Source organism: Membranihabitans marinus (genome assembly GCF_021729155.1).
Classification (GTDB): Bacteria; Bacteroidota; Bacteroidia; order Chitinophagales; family Saprospiraceae; genus Membranihabitans; species Membranihabitans marinus.
In genome coordinates, this window is the sequence record NZ_JAJQYA010000001.1 from 93,354 (window position 1) to 112,115 (window position 18,762).

Consider the following 18,762-nt stretch of genomic DNA (forward strand, 5'->3'; position numbering starts at 1 on the left):
ATATTTTATCATTCAATTACTGTACTTTCAAATGTGAAATAAAGGTTTACATCGATGTATACCACCGGAAATATGACATTTAGACTGTATATTGTGTAAAATTGAAATACTGATTTATGAATACTACTTTCTATCCGACTACTATTACAAAAATAATTAAGGAAACCGACGAAGCTATTGTTGTCGAATTTGATGCCAATGCTGAACATTTAAAAACATTTAGATCAGGACAATACCTTACTTTAAGAGTTAAGGATGAAGGCAAAAACATTCAGCGAGCCTATTCATTGTGTACTGCTCCGTATGAAAACAAATGGCAGGTAGCCATTAAAAGAGTGGATGAAGGCGTATTTTCTACGAAAGCTCATGAAACCTTTGAAGTAGGAGATCAAATTGAAGTGATGGCACCTCATGGCAATTTTGTATTGGATATAGATCCAAACCATCAAAAACACTACGCCTTTTTTGCTGCTGGAAGTGGAATTACTCCGGTGATTTCTTTACTCAAAGATGTATTGTATCACGAAAAGTCGAGTACGGTATCTTTGTTTTACGTTAATAAGTCATTGAATTCTACCATATTTAATGATGCCCTAGCTTCACTTAAAAAACATTACTTCGATAGGCTAGATGTGTATCACTTTTCTACTAGAGAAAACATAAAAGAAGGATTGTTTAAGGGAAGAATCGATGCCGATAAATGTAAAAAGTTAATTGATATTCCCCTATTGGATTTAGATCATACAGATGAATATTTGATTTGTGGTCCATACGATATGATAATGACTATTCAAGATGCACTTAAAGCCGAAGGAGTGTCAAAGGACAAGATACATTTTGAATTGTTTACGACCCAACCCAATACTAAGTTGAAAATCGAAGAGAAGGTTGAAAATCCAACTCCGAATGCAGAGGTGAAGGATGAGATTGAAATCAGTCAACTCAAAGTGACACTTATGGGCGAAACCCATGAATTTGAAGTAAAACACGACAATAGAAGTATACTTGAACACGCCATCAATCAAGGGATCGATGTGCCTTATTCTTGCCAGGGAGGTGTTTGTTCTACATGTAGAGCCAAACTCATCGAAGGGGAAGTGAATATGATGACTAATTTCGCCTTAGTAGATAGTGAAGTGGAAGAAGGTTATCGATTGACTTGTCAGAGTTTACCTGTTTCTGAGAAAATACATGTAAATTATGATGAATAGTTGTAAATACTATTGCAGATCTTATAAAAAAATGTAGAAACCACTAGTAAATAGCAGCGTTTTAGCCTGAATCATGGTTATAACTATACTTTCTATTTAAATTCAATATAGATGGGTAGGGAATTAGTTCTTTTTATTTTGATATCGTCCTTGGTTTCCTTGGCGTCGGATCTGGTCTATGGTCAGGTCAATCAAAGTCAAGAGGATGCATTGTTATTTGATCTTCGGCCGACAATGGAACCATTCTTGATTAGGGCCGATGTGTTTTGTCCCGACAGTGATTGTGATACCATCCAGCCCGCTGACAAATATCAAGTCTTGGGTTTTGATTTAGGTGATGGATTGTTTTATGATCTCAATGGATATTTGTGTTTTGATATATTGGCCTTATTAAGTGTGGATGTTGAAGGAAATTTTGTGGTCCAAAGAACCGATGAATCTAGGTTGTTTAAGCAGGTATATTATTTTTATAAAAGAGGAGAGAAATTCTATAAGGGTCATAATCCCAACAGTAAAATTAATATAGCCCGGTTTGCCATTGACTACGAAGTAGATCGTGTAAATGTAAAGGAAAGTTTTCTTTCGAAGTATTCAGTTCAGTTTTCTCCAGATGGAGATGTTATTAAACAGAATGGAGGTTTCAATAAAACTATAAGACGCATTGGCGATCAAGAATATGAAATATCTGGACTGTTTAAGAAAAATATAGTAAAGAGAGATGATATTATTGAAGTAGATAACCATCAATTCAAAAAGGTTTCGAGTACTGAAATGGAATTTTTTAGAACGGGGTTCTTAAGTAAACTAAGTCAGATTTATCATATCGCAAAATATGAGGATGGGTTTGCTGTTCATAAAGGGAAGCGCCTCATACTAGAAGTTTTTTGTTTCCCCGGTGAGGTAATTGTTGTCGATCAGTATGGAAGAAGATTATCCTATAGATTGTTGGAAAATTAGCTATCCAGGGATATTCCTGACAGCGTTTCATTTAATGACAGAGTTATTGTTTACAGATTAAGAGGATTTAGGTTACAGATTTTTTATTGACAATTTTACTGACTTTTTTATTTTTTCAACTTTATTCTTTTTAATTCCGTGTCATATTCATAATTCACTATATTTTCATTCAAAATCAATTGGATGGCCTCCTCAATTACCTCAAAAGGAACTACAAACCATTCTCTTGGATTTAGTCGTTGCCCTCTCTCATTGAACAAGTCAATATCTAAACAAGCATTAGCGAAAAAGCGATGTAATAAATTTTCAAGTTTGTCAGCATTTCGATTGTAAACTTTCCAAGCTTTTAAATTTTTAACATCTGAAAACAAATAGGTCGCTTCGTTTTTAGCGTTTTTTATTCTTTCAAGAACTGATATTGACGAGAAACCTATTTTGTAAAGATCCTTAATTGATATAAGTTCTGGATGAGTAGATTTTGTTTGTAAAGTGTAAATCCAACCCGATGGCACATCTTCTTCTACAACAAGACCTGAATTTAAAAATAATTCTTGCTCAATTTTGTCAGAAGTGTTCGTGATTAGTTTTCCATCTTTTTGGATTTGTTTCCCTAATGAACGATACAGCATATTACTATAAGTTCCGTTTTCAAAAACTGTTCTCGTTCTTCCCTCAATTCGAACTCTGTTACCGGACTTCTGTTCCCATTCCGTTTGCTTTAAGTTTGCAGATTCTAAATACAACATAATGCCATTCATTAAATAGAAATCGCCTACGTGTAAATTCTTTTCGATGTTCTTGAATGGTTTGATTTTTCGTTTTCCTTCTTTAATTTCTTTGTGAACTTGTAGAAATAGTTTCTCGTATTTCTCAAATTCTTTTTCTTTTATTGGTTTTCTTTGGGCAACAAAATCGGCTTCTACTCGGTCTTCTGGTTTTGGCGTATGCTTAAATTTGAAAATATCTAAATCTTTATCTGAATCCAACAAACCAAACTCGTCATCATCATTTAGGATATCATCAATGGATTGCTTTTCAATTTCTATGTGACCTAATAAATTGTGTCTATCGTAAGGTTTAAGGATTTTCTTTTGAGCTTCATTTTCTCTGAAATTTTTAAGTTTAGCCATTAAACCGTATTCTGACATAGTTGATTTGTTGGGTTCACGCTCATTTTTGTCAATAAACACATTGATTTCCTCAAAAGAATCAATAAGCCTGTCTTCATCTGTTTTTACAGTTGAAGTTTTGACTTTAGAATCTAACAATCCAAAATCATCATCGTTAAAGATGTCGTCTATGGTTAGTTTTTTTTTCATAATGCTTAATGATGAATTATTCATGGTTAATGTTGGCTTTTGCTGACTTGATGATACTTGTTATCAGTTTGATAATTTCTGTCGCATCATTATTGAGACTCTTAAATTCTGATTCATTCAGGTAATCTGTTTCTTTTAATAACTCTAACCAATAATTATTTTCTTTGATTTCTTATTGGGTTATAGCCATTTTTTGAATGAAATCTTTCTTGGTTTCTGCGTGTTCTGCTTCTCTAACCAATGCCCCAACACTCGTTCCTGAACGCAATAATTGTTTAGATAAAACATACTCTTTCTTTTCAGTTGTCAGAAACTGATATAAGCGAACAATTCTTATTGCAATTTTAAAACTCTTTTCCTTTACTAAATTTTTTCTCATTGCATTCACCATTTATCGTTGATAATTAATCATTGAGCATTTATCATTCTTTTACGTTTCAGTTCTCTCAAAAACACTAATGCTTCTGCCATTCGTTTTTCTTTATGGTCAAAAGCTTGAATACTTGGTTGTTCTCCATTATTGTTCTTAACCCATTCCTTGATTTTTGGCCAAAGCAAAATGGCTTCTTCTTCGGTCATTTCTATTTTGGTAGATTGTATATGTTCATCTATCAATTTTAAAACTTGTGTCGTTACTGATTTTGACAGAATTTCAAATGCCTTTTGGAATGGATTAACTTTGTCGATTAAGTCAATATGAATGTCATCGATATTTACAAAACTACCAGCCATTCTAATAAACCTTTTATCGCCTTGTTCCTCAATAGTTCCATTTTTAATGACTGAATCCACAACTACGTGTTGTCTCACAGCTTCAACGTCTTCTTCGTCAATATCAGGATAAACCTCACGAATGATTTTAGGAATCAAAACTGTATTTATAACTTCTGGTTCAATGTTTCCTGGCATTGCCTTGAGCATTTGTGGGTCTTGAAGAATTTTAGCTTTCAAGTCATTCAAGTCCGTTTCAATAATATCTTTTGCTCTTTGTGATGTTGGCAATTTGAACCCTCTAATTTTTATAGTGTTATAATCCTCTTCACCTTCTTGTACCTTATCCCCAGTAAATTCTTCGTCCTCATCTTTTTTGAGTTTGAATTTGAAGTTCGGTGCCAACACTTGTTCCATCAATAAAGATGCTGTAATCGCTTTCAGCATATTGTTAACCGATAGCTTCACTTCTTCATCTTCGGCATCTGGTTGAGCAATAAGATTGGTGAACTGAGCATGTGTTTTGTTATTGCTATCTCTTGTGGCTCTACCAATAATTTGGATAATTTCGGTTAATGAACCTCTATAACCAATGGTCAAAGCGTGTTGACAATACGGCCAATCAAAACCTTCTTTTGCCATTCCCAAAGCGATGATAATATCGATATCATCTGCCGAATTTACATTGCGTAAATAAGCACTTATTTTGTCTCTTGACTTTGGATTGTCATTAACTAAGTCGGCGACTTTTAATGTTTTACCTGTTTTGTGGCTTTTGATGTATAAAACGCCTGTATCTTCATCTTGATAATCCAAAACACCCAAAACGTCAATAATATGATTGACTTCTTCGTATTTTTCTTTAGAAGATTCGGCAGAATTAACGCTTGGAATATGAATAATCGTCTTTTGTTTTTCGTCCAAAATTTCTGCTAAGGCAGACATTTCTTTGTCCGGATGCTTTTTAAAGTATTTCCCGGTATAAAAATGATAGCCAATGCCCAATGATTTTAAATATTCGTAGCCATTTAACTGTTGATAATAGGTGTAAGTAACTTTGGTAAACTTTGCTTCATCTTCTGGCATTAAAACAGGAACGCTATCTCCCCTAAAATAGGAACCTGTCATCGCAACAATATGTGCCGAGGAATTAGTCATAATGCTTTTTAGTACTTGACCTAAAATATTATCGCCTTCGGCTGAAACGTGATGAAATTCATCAATAGCAACTAAAATATCGTTTAATTTTTTTGGGTCTAAACCATCAAAAGCAAAGCGAAAAGTAGCGTGAGTACAAACCAATATTTGTTCATCAGATTCTAAAAACTCTAAGAAGACCGTTACTTTACTTTTTTCCTTTCCTGGTGTACATAGATTGTATTTTGGATTAGGATTCCAATCTTCAAAAAACCCAAACTTTTTTAATTCTGTTGTGCCAAAAGATGCACCAATTGATTTTTCAGGAACCGCAACTATTACTTTCTTGATGCCTTGATTTTTCAGTTTATCTAATGCAATAAACATTAAAGCTCTTGATTTACCTGATGCTGGTGGTGCTTTAATTAATAAATATTGTGCGGTTCTGCCTTCGTATGCCTTTTCTTGCATTTCCCGCATTCCGAGAGCATTGGTACTTTTACTTTTTCCTGTTTGTCTGTATGTTACTTCTACTAAGTTTGGCATAATTTGTTTTCACTTTTCCGATATTTAAAAAATAAGATAAATACTGATAATCAGTGTTTTATAGAATTTTATTCTCAATTTATTTTTTTAGCTAATTCATAGATTCAGTTTCGTTTGTCTAAAAATGTCTAAAAGTTCGTCTAAAAATGTCTAAGCTATTTTGGTTTAGACATTTTCCAAACCTTGCCATCAGGAACTATTTTCCCTTGTTTTCTCAACGTTTGAAGATTATTCTTTACCTTATTTTTCTTTTGCTCAATGTCTAAAACATCGGGAAGTTTATCTAACAAGATTTTTTCAAAATCCGATTTTCTTCCTGCTTTAAATTTACTCAAATAATCAAGAATTATCTTTTGACAATAAGCATCATCAATACCTCTTTGTTTGATGTATTTTGCTTTTTCACCTGTTACGTTAGCTACCGAAGATGAAATATGATAATTTGGTTTTCTGCCTTCAATCAGCTTTTTTGATTTTAATTGCCTAACCTCATCTTTAGTAATAGATTTGCTTTTAGCCACTTTATCCAACAGCATTATCTCCTGTAAACTCAGTTCTTTTAACTCTGCTAACTTGCGGGCGTAATTAACATCAACCACTTTCCCTGTAATTTTAACCGTTATTTTTTCATTGCTAAAGTCATAATCCGGTAATGGGAAATACTTGTTTTTCTGAATTATAAACATTTTTTTAATACCACTACCAATGGTGTCTATCATGTTTAGGTTAACCATTGCATTGGCCAGAAAAGGATTGCGGTAATTGGTTTCGGGTGCGTCTGCTTCAATTACTTTTTCAATGCTTTCTGGAATAAAAGTTCCTGAATTAACAAAAGTCAATTTACCATCTTCATGTTCCACCACATTAATTTTTCCTCCTAAAGTGTAATCTTGATGGGCGATACAGTTATTTAGTGCCTCTCTAACAATGTATGGGTCGTATTGGTCCACTTCATCGGGAAATAAAGTGCCATCTTTGATATACCTGTATTTTAGATTTCTAATTTTTGCTTTTACATTTTGTACTTCCAACAGCAAAGGACAGGTAAAATGCTCGTAATCTTTTTCAATATTATCTCTATCTTTTAAAATCCATGAAATTTTTGCTGTTGCAGGTGAAATATAATGTTCTGATTCAGGCTTGCCTAATAGGAGTATAGCTGTGTTCGTGATTTTTCCGTTGATGCAAACTTTCGCTTTGTTTAAAAAGGTAGCATTATCCCATGTAGGTATTTCTTCTCTTAATTTAGTATTTTTTTCAGCAAATTGTTTCTTCGCCATACTGATCGCTTTTAATGATAAATCATCTAAACTGGCGTGTTCAATGATTTGTGCTGACCAGTCTGCATATTGAGTCTGTGATTGTATTTTTTTTAGTTCGTAATCGTTCAGCCCACCAAGGCTTTCGCCATCCCTTCCGTAACGATGACCTTTCCACGAAACGGGAATACCTTGTGGAGCAGCAGGTATTTCAAATAGCAAAACATTAAAACCCTGATAATTCACTTTATGCACATCTGCAAACGATAGTTTTGGGCTGGTATGGTTAGCCATTTCTGCCTTGTACTCGTTAATTTGATGGTCATTGATAGAAGTACCTGCAACACTTTTATCATTCTTTACACCAAGTACCAACCAAGCATTTGGCTTACCTTTTAGATTAGCCTCATTGCTTAATGCAGAAAAGTATCTGCCCAATTTATCTTTGTCGTATTGGTTTTTTGCTTCTTTAAACTCTACTACCTCGTTTTCTGTGGTAAGCGACAATAAATTGTTAAGTACATCTATCATTTCACTTTCTTTTTAAGGGTCTTCTGCTTCGCAAACAACGCCACTTTCTCATTAATCATTAACCATTCTTTCATATTGTTTGAACAAATACTCCAACCGCTCGGTATCGTTTCTAAAAGGTTTTAAACGATAACATTGCTCTATGGCTGTGTCTAATTCTTGATGGGCTTGCAACAAACCTTGGGGCATGGTATCTGGATTGTATAATTGTGCCATAGTTTTACTGGGATGTTTGGCTCTTTCATCTAATATGGCAAAAACGTATTCGTTTAGATTTAGCTTCTGTTTGTTGCTGATTTCTGGAAATGGGAAAGTGTTGTAGCATATAGTTGATGAATAGCGATAATCATTTTTCATTTTGCCTCCTACTGCCCTTACCCAAGTCATATGCATACGGGATGAAACAATTGCAAAAATGATAGGTTCTGGATTTTCAATTATAACTACTTGGTCATTGAAAGCATATCTCCCTTTTAGTATTATAACAGGGACATAATTTCTTGTTTTCGATGATATTCTAGGTATTACTAAATACTCAATTTGATTACTGATTTTTTTCTTACAAAATCTATGAATATCTTTTTTCGAATTTCTGTCTTTTTCTACTTTTAATAAACAACCATTAATAAAATCATCTTGTTTAGCTTCTAATAATTCGAAATCTTCAATATAAAGACAATACTTTTTTTTGCCTTGTAACATTTCATATGAACCTATTAACTCTCGTATGAATTTTTTATTAAAGTCATTTATTATTTTATTCTTTTGAGTCTCATCAAAGAAAAGTGCATCACTTTTAGAAATAAAACTAACTCTTGTCGGACTAGGGTATTTGAGTAATTTATTTGAATTACTTAATTTTTTTACAATGGTATTGGCTTCATCTCTTAAATATGCATTTATGTTTTTAACTTCTTGTTGAAAATTATCTATAAAAAGATACTTTGATTTATTAGATACATTTCTTAAACCTATTATTACAACAATAACTCCCGCATTACCTTTAGCATTATTTTTCCAAGTAAATGATGGATATGCAAAATCTATTTCTATCCTTTTAGATAGTAGCTTCTCCCAAATTAAAGTAACCTGTTCTCCTTGACATATTGAGTTTGTTGAAACCAAAGCGACTTTAGCGTTATAATTTTTAATATACTCCACAGCTTTAGCAAACCAAGCAGAAACATAGTCTACTTTTCCAGGTATTAAACCTGAGATTTTTATATCTTTTTTTTGAATATCACTTAGTTTTGAAGCTCCCCAAAAAGGTGGATTTCCAATGATGTATACCTCATCCTCTATAGTAATCGGGCAAACGGTTTTCCAATCTATACGTATAGCATTAGCGTGTGTTATTTGTCCTGCTTCCTTCAATGGTAAAATGGGTTTAGATTGCCCTAAACCGGCCAGATCGCTTTCAAATACTTGGTTCATTTGGTGTTCCGCCAGCCAAAGCGAAAGGATTGCTATTTCGTGGGCAAAATCGTCTATTTCAATACCGTAAAATTGAGAAAGTTGTACAGAAGTCCATTTAAATGTAGGTTGCGTTTCTAAATCGGTTAATTTTTGTAGAATCTTAATTTCCAACAAACGGATTTCCTTGTAGGTAATAATCAAGAAATTTCCACTACCACACGCTGGGTCAAAGAATTTGATTTTTGAGATTCTTTGAATGAGTGTATAAAGCTGTTTTACCGTTGATGCTTTTTCAAATTCTTCATACAACTCATCTAAAAACAATGGTTTAATCAGTTTCAGAATATTTTCTACCGAAGTGTAGTGCATTCCTAAATCACTCCGGTAATCTTTATCAACCACCGCTTGAATCATTGAGCCAAAAATATCAGGGTTGATATCCTTCCATTGCAATTCGCCTAAGTCAATAAGCGTTTTTCGTGCTTTTGCACTAAATCGTGGAGAACTAATTTTTTGTCCAAACAAACCACCATTTACATAAGGGAATTTGGCTAAAAAGTATGGATATTCTTTTCCGCTTTCACTGTCCAAACGGTCGAACAAATCATCTAAAAAAGAATGTGTATCGCTTCCATTTTCTGCTGTGTGTTGAGCAAGCGTGTTGGTGAAAATACTGTTTTCGCTAAATATTTCGGTATCTTCTGCAAAGAAGCAAAACAACAAACGCGATAAGAATATATTCAGATGATGAATACTTTCTTTTGAGTTATAGATTTCAGGGTTTTTCTCGACAAGCAAGTCATATAAATCTGCCATTTTATATGATGCATTTCTGTCTGCTTCATCGTTATTTGCAGAATTATAAATCTCGCTACCTGCTAATGGTAAAAAGAAGTCAAAATAATTGGGCAATTCTTTGATTTCAATGTCTAAGTTTTTGCCTAATCGCAAATCCTTTGCAACAAGTTGTTTATGGTCAGTCAGAATCGCAAATCTTGGTTTGTGTTTTAAGATGCGTTCTTCTTTTGAAATTTCGTCAATGCAATTGAGTAGTTGTCCTGTGGCTTCTACTTTAAAGTAGATTTTCTTTTTGTACAGAATTTCGCCATCAACTTTTGACAGGTTGTAATCGCCTTTTCTCAGTCGAGTAACCGAGGTTTTTGATATGCCGTAGGCAATAAGTAAATCAAATACAAAATCCTCCTTCGAGAAGTTGTCGATTACATTTTGAACGTTTTGTTGTATTTCGCTTGATTTCATTTGTTTTCTTGTTCAGGTTTGTAGAGACTAGAAGTTCCTTATCGCTCACATTAAGAATTTCCGCAATCTTGTATAAGTTATTTATTTTGCGCAAATGAGGGTAGATATTATAACTCATTTCCAATTGTTCAACTAACCAAAACAGTTTAATTCCTTTCCTGTCTAAAACCATTTTTATTAACTTTCTTAAACGTTCCCTTAATTTTGGTTATATCTTCCTTCCCCCAAGACATAGACAGTAAATTTAAGATTCTAATATAAAAATATAGCATTAGTTTTCCACATTTCAATGACCAAAATATCCCTCACAAGATTTTTTTAAGGCTGTTGTAATGTTGTAAACTAAATGGCTAAGCAGCTACTTTAAGTTTCTTTAAGAAAAGAACTATCGGTCTTTTATCCCCTACCATTTAATGTCACCTATTTCCATTGTAATACTTAAAATTTTCGTCTAACTTATGGTATAATTTTCTTCTATTTGATGATGGATTTAAATAGACTTTTTCATATTTTACCGTTCTCCGTAATCGTACTATAAATGCATTATCTGTTGCTCTTACTCTTTTATTCTTTGACAATTTTTTCCATTAGACAATACTGTTGACCTGAATAATTCAGAGGTATTCCTTGATTTGTATTTATTATTCCTAGACAACCATGTTTTTCTATTGATTCTTGAATGGTTTATGTTGCCCATTCTTTATCCAGAGTGTTTGATAATGAACAGTTTACAACATATCTAGAACGTACATCAATAACAGTTGTTAAATACATAAAGCCTTTAGCCATAGGTATATAAGTGGTGTCTGTCTCCCATCCTTGGTTAATCCGGTCTATTTTTAGGGATCGAAACAAGTAATACGAATTACATTTTATAATGACGGAAAAGATTTCGAGAGTATTTGAAGTTTGACGAGGCTAAAAACACAGGCATAGCCGTAGCTACGGCGAGTATTTTAAACGAAGTAAAACTTCTAATAAATCGAAAGATTACCGTTAATTATAAATGTAATTCGTATAAGGGTATATCTTATGACTTTTACACCGTTTTGATGTATGTGGTCCTGGCTGTGGTGATTTGAGTCATTACATTGTATTATAGACATGCGATATGCTTTTTGTTTACTATTTTTTGACTCAAATACCCCTTCTTATTTGATACAAATTCTCGTTTCCAAGAACTTATTTACTGACAGCGTTTCATTTAATGACAGAGTTATTGTTTACAGATTAAGAGGATTTAGGTTACAAATTTATATTGCTATATTCAGACTCAGGTCTAATAATATGATATATAGATAGTTATAATGTTGTATTTTGATTTGAAATAAAATTGGGAAATCTTAGTTTCTTATCAATGGTTTATTTTTTCATTTTCTAGTTATTTTGATTTTTGTGAGTTTCAATTCTTATAACAGGCTTTATAAATACAGCATAAATAGCTTCCCAGCCATGTAAAAAAATGGTATATTTAGTTACATCAAATTGCCAGGACAATGAAAAGTAATTGTAATCTCCGATATATAGCTACTATATTATGTTTGGTACTCATCCAAGCCTGTACATCGAAAGAAGAAGTATCTGTCGAAGATTCTATTGATCCGAAGGTGGTTTTGGTAACATTGGATGGATTGCGATGGCAAGAATTGTTTTCTGGAGCTGACCCAAGCCTTATCAATCATACCGAATATGTGAGTGATACTGCCAAATTAAAGGCTTTGTTTTGGAGGGACAATCCTCAATCGAGAAGACAGGTTCTTATGCCTTTTATGTGGAAAACCATAGGGTTGGAAGGACAGTTATATGGCAATCGCGTCTTTGGTAATCATGTGAATTTGACCAATAATCAGTGGTTTTCCTATCCGGGCTACAGTGAAATCCTTTGTGGATTTGCCGATGATAATCGCATCAACAGCAACGATAAAATCAATAATGAAAACACTACTGTCCTTGAATATGTACATAACCAAGCGGGATTTCAAGGTAAAGTAGCCGCATTTGCAAGTTGGGATGTTTTTCCTTATATAATTAATGAAATGAGAAGCGGAATTCCTGTAAATGCAGGATACGAAGATGTGGTAGATCCCTATACTGAAGAGGAAAAACTTATCAATCAACTGCAACATCAAACCCCAAAATTATGGGAGTCGGTGCGATTGGATGGTTTTACCCATCAATTGGCAATGTCTCATTTGGTCAATCACCGTTCCAAATTGCTATATATTGCCTATGGAGAAACGGATGACTTTGCACACGAAGGTAAATACGATGAATACCTTAAGGCTGCTCGACGTACCGATGATCTTTTATCTCAGCTTTGGAAAACATTGCAATCGGATCCATTCTACAAGGATCAGACTACTCTATTGATCACTACCGATCACGGACGCGGCGTACAACCTATTGATCAATGGAGGCATCACGGCAAATCTAACATACCACGATCGGATGAAGTTTGGATTGCTGCCATAGGACCAAAAATAGCTTCGAAAGGAGAAATAAACACTATTCAACAATTGTATAGTAATCAAATAGCCGCAACTATAGCCAAAATATTGGGATTTGATTATCCCGAAGAAAGAGCTGGAAAAGATTTACTTATGTTTCTTCAGCCTTAATTTTATTCAATTCTTCCATTGGCTATTGTTTTAAGCGTAGCGGTACTTATCCTAAATTGTTTGGATATAAAGAGTCTGTATCATTGTGCAGGGACGGACGATACCCCGCTATCCAATAAAATATAATTCAATCTATCTCCACTTAATATTTTTCACATTTTCTCTTATGTGAAATTCAATTTTGAATATCTAGCTAATGCTAAATAGCCTTATCTCAAGAGAATCGTTCACAATATGTTATAGAAATGATAATTAATATCAACAAATGTTAACAAACATTAGTGTGAATAATTGAAAATAAATATAGGCATTTGAAATATAAATTGGCTAAAAATCTTAGCCTGAAACTAATTAGTTAATATTTTGTATAAAATAGAAATAATAATAATATTGCAGGCATAAACATAGACTGTTTGTCCAATTATATGAACTCAATAAGATATTAAGATGGTAATAGGAAGACTAAATTCTAGCAATATTCAAAAATTCACTCAATTAATTAATTCTGCCAAATATAATTTTTCTAAAGCAATATTCACTTTGCTCTGCATTTTTGCCCTTTCTTCACTCAACGGTATAGTTTATGCTAGCGATGGCGGTTCGTCCTTTGGTTTGGAAGAAGTAACACCTGGTATTGAAATTTCAGGAAAGGTGTTAAATGAAAAAGGAGAGCCTTTAACTGGTGTAAATGTAATAGTAAAAGGAAAAAACATAGGTGCTGCTACCGACTATACTGGTGATTTTACATTGGAATTGAAGGTGGGTGATGTATTAGAAATCTCTTATGCCGGTTACAAAACCGTAGAAACTACGATATCAGACAAAACCCAAATTAAAGTCACGCTTCAAGAGGAAAGTAATTCCAAGGAAGAAGTTGTGGTAATAGGGTATGGATCCAAGAAAAAGTAATTTTCCATTACATCATATATAAATCAATGAAGATTAAATAAAGGTGAATTTTATCTCAGATTGTAATTCTGTCTTCTTAGGATTCATCTATATCTCTTTCAACTAATGTTGTGATACTTGTTTATGGTCGCAATGATGCATAGTTAATTTGAGAATTCCTGCATAGACGGATGAGGGTTTTTGGATCAAGTTGGTGGAATTCAGAACAATTAAATAAGAAGGCTGCCCAAAGGGCAATTTCATTCGGTTATTCAAAATCTTTTCAGTCATTATAAAAAGTAAGTCGTATCAGAAGAGGAAAGTCCTGAAAGGACCTAGTCTAATGGAATAGGGTGAAACCCAATGAATTCAATGCCTTCCTGAGAATAAGTCCTAAAGGGTCGGAGGAATTCAATTGGTAAGTAAACATCCATACACTCTATAAGAAATTGGGACTGATGTAGGGATTGTATTATTCCAAAAGCATATGGTATAACTAAATTATACATTCAGTGTAGTAAAAAACTTATATAGAAGTATATCTGGCTATACACTTTTTCTTTTCGGAATTTTAAAATGTGTTCCAAAAGATTTTACTCAAAGTTCTAATGGGGAAAACAATGAAGTTTGCAATAATTTACTGCTATATTATGTAGTGAAATAAGCTAGTCTTTTTTTATTTTTATTTATGAGATACGGGATTCACTATATATTATACCTTTTTGTATCAGCAATAATTTTCGCTGTTTCTTCTTGTAATGGTGAGTCTTCTCCACATTCTGAACGCGAAATTGTTAATAAGTCAACATTGTCCAAACCCAAGTTGATGGCCTTGCCCAATAAAGTAGTCCATCCTGAGGACAATCCATTTACACCGGAAAAATTGAAACTCGGAAAATTACTTTTTTATGATCCTATTCTATCGGGAAACAAAGACGTAGCCTGTGCTACCTGTCATCATCCCAGTACGGGATATGCGGAATTTTTGGATCTGTCAATTGGGGTCAATGGTAGAGGATTGGGTCATAGTAGAAGATTTAGACAGCCCAATACCATTCCTCTGGTTAAGCGAAATGCACCAACCATACTCAATACTGCTTTTAACGGAATTGAAATAGGAGTGAAATATCAACCATCTTCTGCTCCTATGTTTTGGGATATGAGGACAGAGGGGTTGGAGGCACAGGTCTTAGAGCCAATGATGGCTATGGAAGAAATGAGAGGACAGAATTTTACTAAGAGTGAATTGATGGTAGAAATTGTGAAAAGATTGAAATCCATCCCTAAATATGATTCTTTATTTATGGTGGCATTCCCTGAGGACAAAACGGGAATTACAATGGAGAATGTGACAAAGTCCATTGCTGTATTTGAGCGCAGTCTAGTCACTAATCATTCTAGATTTGATCAATATATGCGAGGGGATGAGGAGGCCATATCTTTGTCAGAAAAGGAGGGTTTAGAGTTGTTTACCAAAGTGGGCTGTATTGACTGTCATCATGGCCCCATGCTGTCTGACTTTAAACCTCATGTCCTTGGAGTAGCAGAGAATAGTAAGCTGAACACAGTGGATTCAGGATGGATGTCGCAATTTGCTTTTCGTACGCCCACTCTTCGCAATCTTAGGTATACGGCTCCGTATATGCATAATGGAAGTATAAAAACATTGCAAGAAGTCATGGAATTTTATGAGGATATTACCTTTAAAAAAAGTATAAATCATCATGTGGCGCAAGGTAGTATCGATAGTCTGGCAGTGTCCGGTACTATCAGAGTTAAGGATATGTCTAGAATTATTTCTTTTCTCAATACTTTAAATGATACGACATTTGATAAAACTATACCCAAAGAAGTTCCAAGTGGCCTGCCGGTTGGTGGATTGATTCAATAGGTAATTCCTGTAAATTTTAAATTTCAACGAGACAATTCACTGGAAAAACTGGATAGATTCTATCTCAGGCATAGGTTTGAAATATGCAATTCTTTTTCGTCCTCTCTGTCACATCGAGAACCATTCAATTATAGTTATTATTGAATATAGAATTAATTACTTCTACCGCTTTCAATTTGTTGGGTAAGTTTGGTTTTTAATTCGGCCACTCTAGTCGGTTTTTCAAGATAGTAGTTATTGGATTCTATATTATCCGATTCTATCCAATATAGTTGTCCCGGTGCTGAAGTTCCACCCACTTCAGATGAGGACTCTGTAAAACCACCTGAACCCTGTCCATCGATTAGTTTCCAGCCGCGGTCGCGAATGGCAAACATGGCTTTGGACGAATGGTGAATCATAGAACTGCGGTTGGATGGGAGGCCATTGAATAGAACAGAAAGGAAGCTAAAGCTGTCTTCACCTTCATTGACTTCCATTGCTTGATTGGTGAGTTCTTTAAAAGTAGCGTAAAAGTCGGTTAAACTGATCAGTCCATCATAGGTTTGACCCTCGGCAATGTGATTTGGCCAGTGCATGACTAATGGAATGCGATGTCCACCATCCCAAATATCGCCTTTCTGCCCTCTACTGCCCCAATTGGAGTCGTGAGATTGGGCGATGATTTCTTCTTCAGGCCAATAAGCGCCATTGTCACTGGTAAAAATGATTATAGTTTCTTCATCGATATCTAAGTCTACTAAGGTTTGATATATTTCTCCAACTATTCCATCGATATTTAATACAAAATCTCCATAGTCTCCCAGAGCGGATTTGCCTTTGTATTTATCTTCTGGCAACCATGGGGTATGTGGGCCAGTGAGTGGCAGGTATAGAAAAAAGGGCTGTTGAGAGTCTTCGGATTTCGTTTGATTTATGAAGTTTTGTTTTTTTATAAAATTTATTCCTTCTTCCTTAATTTCCGACAAGCAATTTTCAACTTTAAATGAGGCTGCTATTTCACCTTTACGCCACCATACACCCTTGTTCCAATAAACATCGCCTTCTTGGGTATGTTTTTTGTCCCAAGAAACTTCAGTGTCCTCTTGGCTAGATGGATAGACTTGGTTGGTAAGCCATATCTTATGGTCTGTTGCCATGCCATTTCTCAAAAATACATAGGGAGGCATATCCAAGGAGGCTGGGTGAATAAAGGAATAATCGAATCCATGATGATTGGGACCATTTTTCACAGGTTTTGTAAAATCTATATTTGAGGTGCCTGTATTGTTATCGTAACTAGCCATGGAATTGCCATCTAGTGTAGACCATTCCAATCCCAAATGCCATTTTCCTATACAGGCAGTTTGATAACCAGCTTTACTAAAGACATTGGCCAATGTAGATCTTGAATTTTCGATTACTGGACCGTGAAATCCACTAATTCCTTTGGCCGCTTTATCTGACCGGAAGCCATATCGACCAGTCAATAACCCATATCGAGAAGGGGTGCATACTGAAGCACTGGCATGAGCAGTACTAAAGGTCAATCCTCGTCGGATCAATAGATCGATGTTTGGGGTATAGGTTTTGGCTCTGGGATTAAGTCCAGATACGTCGCCATACCCCATATCATCTGCTAAGATGATGATTACATTGGGCAGATTAGATGATGTACTTTGAGCATGATTAGTTTTTCCACTTAGGATGAAAAATAAGCCTAGAGCATACCACTTAATTCTGACCGATGAATTCATCATTTTGCTATTATTTTTTAATTATATGTAAAATTATAATTTATCGGGATCAATGACTACATATTTCACTGATCTTCGATTATAGGTATAGGTAATGTGAACCAAACCATCTTTTGATTGAATAATGGCTGGATAAGCATAGCCGTCATCGATGGGAACATTTTCCAAGGTCATGACTGGTTTCCATTTTTTACCATTTTTAGAAATAGCAAGATTTAGAATATTTCTTCCCTTGGGTTCTGCTCCTTTTTTGGTACTGTGATTGTAGATTAGCAATTGTCTTCCGTCAGCTAATGTTACCGCATCGGTACCAGAATTGGGATTGGGAAGAGAAACTGCTTCCATCTTACTCCATGTCATACCTCCATCTTTGGACCAAGATTGTGTAAGTACATCTTGTCTACTTCTACAGATGACCTGCATGCTTCCATCTTGGTAAGTGAGGATACTCGGTTGAATAGCGTCAAATTCTACGCCGTCGTTTATAGGACCTACCACTTCCCAAGTTTTGCCCATATCACGACTTATTTCAAAGTAAACCTGCCAGTATAACTCATTGTCATCGCCATCGTATTCTATACTGGTAGGACTGATAATACTGCCATCGGCCAATTGAATGGGTTTGTTTTTAATCGGGCCTAAGAGATGGCCTATTTTGGGATCTTCACCCATTTTTACCGGTTCTGACCAGGTTTTACCATCGTCGTTGGAGGTGATAACCATACCCCACCAAGTTTTTGGACTAGGCCCTACTTTGTAGAACAACATTAAAGGCCCATTTTCGGGTAAAAATAGCACGGGATTCCAACAAGGATATCTTTTGTCTTTGCTTTCAACACCATTGGCGACTTCAACTGGCCAGGTCCATTTCCCATTTTCCAATCGGGAAACTCTGATTCCCACATCGGGATTTTTTTCATGACTACCACTAAAGAATGCGCTGACCATGCCGGACGGTGTCTCTACAATGGTTGAAGCATGTACTTGTGGTGTGGGGCGGTTGTCTAAAGAATAGATCAATTCCCCTTTGACATAACCTCCTTCACCAGGATGAGACAATGGGGGTAATAAAGCTGGATCGGTACTCGTTGTTTTGAGACTGCTGCAACTGGTAACCATGTAAAAGCAAGCGAAAAAAACTAAAATTTTTGTATTCATTGATGATATTATTTTAACAATTTGCCCTAGTCTACAATGTCCTTCTTTGATATTCATTGTTGGGCATATATATATCGCACAATATAGTAATACGAAAATTAAAATGAAGACCTACATATCGTTT

The 18,762-nt window shown here is 34.8% G+C and carries 12 protein-coding genes and 1 pseudogene; 5 read left to right on the forward strand and 8 right to left on the reverse strand.

Going from position 1 to position 18,762, the window contains the following annotated elements:
* The first annotated feature begins 116 nt into the window (after positions 1-116).
* A complete protein-coding gene (locus LVD51_RS00355) occupies positions 117-1,211 on the forward strand; it encodes a 2Fe-2S iron-sulfur cluster-binding protein (protein WP_236969176.1) in 1,095 nt (364 codons plus the stop codon).
* 111 nt (positions 1,212-1,322) lie between these two features.
* On the forward strand, positions 1,323-2,168 hold the full coding sequence (locus tag LVD51_RS00360) for a hypothetical protein (protein WP_236969177.1): 846 nt from the start codon (positions 1,323-1,325) through the stop codon (positions 2,166-2,168).
* A gap of 107 nt (positions 2,169-2,275) precedes the next feature.
* Here the strand turns inward: LVD51_RS00360 and LVD51_RS00365 are convergent, their stop codons facing one another.
* The 6 genes and pseudogenes from LVD51_RS00365 to LVD51_RS20175 form a co-directional block, all read right to left on the reverse strand.
* On the reverse strand, positions 2,276-3,487 hold the full coding sequence (locus LVD51_RS00365) for a GIY-YIG nuclease family protein (RefSeq protein WP_236969178.1): 1,212 nt from the start codon (positions 3,485-3,487) through the stop codon (positions 2,276-2,278).
* Positions 3,488-3,503: 16 nt separating this feature from the next.
* Positions 3,504-3,866 (reverse strand): annotated as a pseudogene (locus tag LVD51_RS00370) (four helix bundle protein).
* Positions 3,867-3,895: 29 nt separating this feature from the next.
* Positions 3,896-5,881, reverse strand: a complete 1,986-nt coding sequence (locus LVD51_RS00375; protein ID WP_236969179.1) for a DEAD/DEAH box helicase — start codon at positions 5,879-5,881, stop codon at positions 3,896-3,898.
* A gap of 155 nt (positions 5,882-6,036) precedes the next feature.
* The gene (locus tag LVD51_RS00380) at positions 6,037-7,671 is read right to left on the reverse strand and encodes an RNA-binding domain-containing protein (protein WP_236969180.1); all 1,635 of its coding nucleotides are present in this window, start codon (positions 7,669-7,671) and stop codon (positions 6,037-6,039) included.
* 51 nt (positions 7,672-7,722) lie between these two features.
* Positions 7,723-10,347, reverse strand: coding sequence for a DNA methyltransferase (locus LVD51_RS00385; protein WP_236969181.1), 2,625 nt, complete (start codon positions 10,345-10,347; stop codon positions 7,723-7,725).
* Between the two features lie 684 nt (positions 10,348-11,031).
* A complete protein-coding gene (locus LVD51_RS20175) occupies positions 11,032-11,202 on the reverse strand; it encodes a DDE-type integrase/transposase/recombinase (protein WP_394803137.1) in 171 nt (56 codons plus the stop codon).
* Between the two features lie 641 nt (positions 11,203-11,843).
* On the opposite strand from LVD51_RS20175, the gene LVD51_RS00390 reads away from it, so the two are divergent.
* The 3 genes from LVD51_RS00390 (at position 11,844) to LVD51_RS00400 (ending at position 15,744) form a co-directional block, all read left to right on the forward strand.
* Positions 11,844-12,965: an alkaline phosphatase family protein gene (locus LVD51_RS00390; RefSeq protein ID WP_236969182.1), complete on the forward strand. Its 1,122-nt coding sequence runs from the start codon at positions 11,844-11,846 to the stop codon at positions 12,963-12,965.
* Between the two features lie 447 nt (positions 12,966-13,412).
* Positions 13,413-13,874, forward strand: coding sequence for a carboxypeptidase-like regulatory domain-containing protein (locus LVD51_RS00395; RefSeq protein ID WP_236969183.1), 462 nt, complete (start codon positions 13,413-13,415; stop codon positions 13,872-13,874).
* A gap of 667 nt (positions 13,875-14,541) precedes the next feature.
* Positions 14,542-15,744 carry a cytochrome-c peroxidase gene (locus LVD51_RS00400; protein WP_236969184.1) on the forward strand — a complete coding sequence of 401 codons (1,203 nt, stop codon included), beginning with the start codon at positions 14,542-14,544 and terminating at the stop codon, positions 15,742-15,744.
* A gap of 152 nt (positions 15,745-15,896) precedes the next feature.
* Here LVD51_RS00400 and LVD51_RS00405 read toward each other — a convergent pair whose 3' ends face one another.
* Together LVD51_RS00405 and LVD51_RS00410 are read right to left on the reverse strand one after the other, a co-directional pair.
* Positions 15,897-17,483: a sulfatase family protein gene (locus LVD51_RS00405; protein WP_236969185.1), complete on the reverse strand. Its 1,587-nt coding sequence runs from the start codon at positions 17,481-17,483 to the stop codon at positions 15,897-15,899.
* A 30-nt stretch (positions 17,484-17,513) separates the two neighbouring features.
* Positions 17,514-18,599 carry a sialidase family protein gene (locus LVD51_RS00410; RefSeq protein WP_394803138.1) on the reverse strand — a complete coding sequence of 362 codons (1,086 nt, stop codon included), beginning with the start codon at positions 18,597-18,599 and terminating at the stop codon, positions 17,514-17,516.
* Positions 18,600-18,762 lie beyond the last annotated feature (163 nt).

Coding starts and splice junctions, on each gene's coding strand:
- LVD51_RS00355 (WP_236969176.1), top strand. CDS start 117: ATGAATACTACTTTCTATCCGACTACTATTACAAAAATAATTAAGGAA.
- LVD51_RS00360 (WP_236969177.1), top strand. CDS start 1,323: ATGGGTAGGGAATTAGTTCTTTTTATTTTGATATCGTCCTTGGTTTCC.
- LVD51_RS00365 (WP_236969178.1), bottom strand. CDS start 3,487: ATGAAAAAAAAACTAACCATAGACGACATCTTTAACGATGATGATTTT.
- LVD51_RS00375 (WP_236969179.1), bottom strand. CDS start 5,881: ATGCCAAACTTAGTAGAAGTAACATACAGACAAACAGGAAAAAGTAAA.
- LVD51_RS00380 (WP_236969180.1), bottom strand. CDS start 7,671: ATGATAGATGTACTTAACAATTTATTGTCGCTTACCACAGAAAACGAG.
- LVD51_RS00385 (WP_236969181.1), bottom strand. CDS start 10,347: ATGAAATCAAGCGAAATACAACAAAACGTTCAAAATGTAATCGACAAC.
- LVD51_RS00390 (WP_236969182.1), top strand. CDS start 11,844: ATGAAAAGTAATTGTAATCTCCGATATATAGCTACTATATTATGTTTG.
- LVD51_RS00395 (WP_236969183.1), top strand. CDS start 13,413: ATGGTAATAGGAAGACTAAATTCTAGCAATATTCAAAAATTCACTCAA.
- LVD51_RS00400 (WP_236969184.1), top strand. CDS start 14,542: ATGAGATACGGGATTCACTATATATTATACCTTTTTGTATCAGCAATA.
- LVD51_RS00405 (WP_236969185.1), bottom strand. CDS start 17,483: ATGATGAATTCATCGGTCAGAATTAAGTGGTATGCTCTAGGCTTATTT.
- LVD51_RS00410 (WP_394803138.1), bottom strand. CDS start 18,599: ATGGTTACCAGTTGCAGCAGTCTCAAAACAACGAGTACCGATCCAGCT.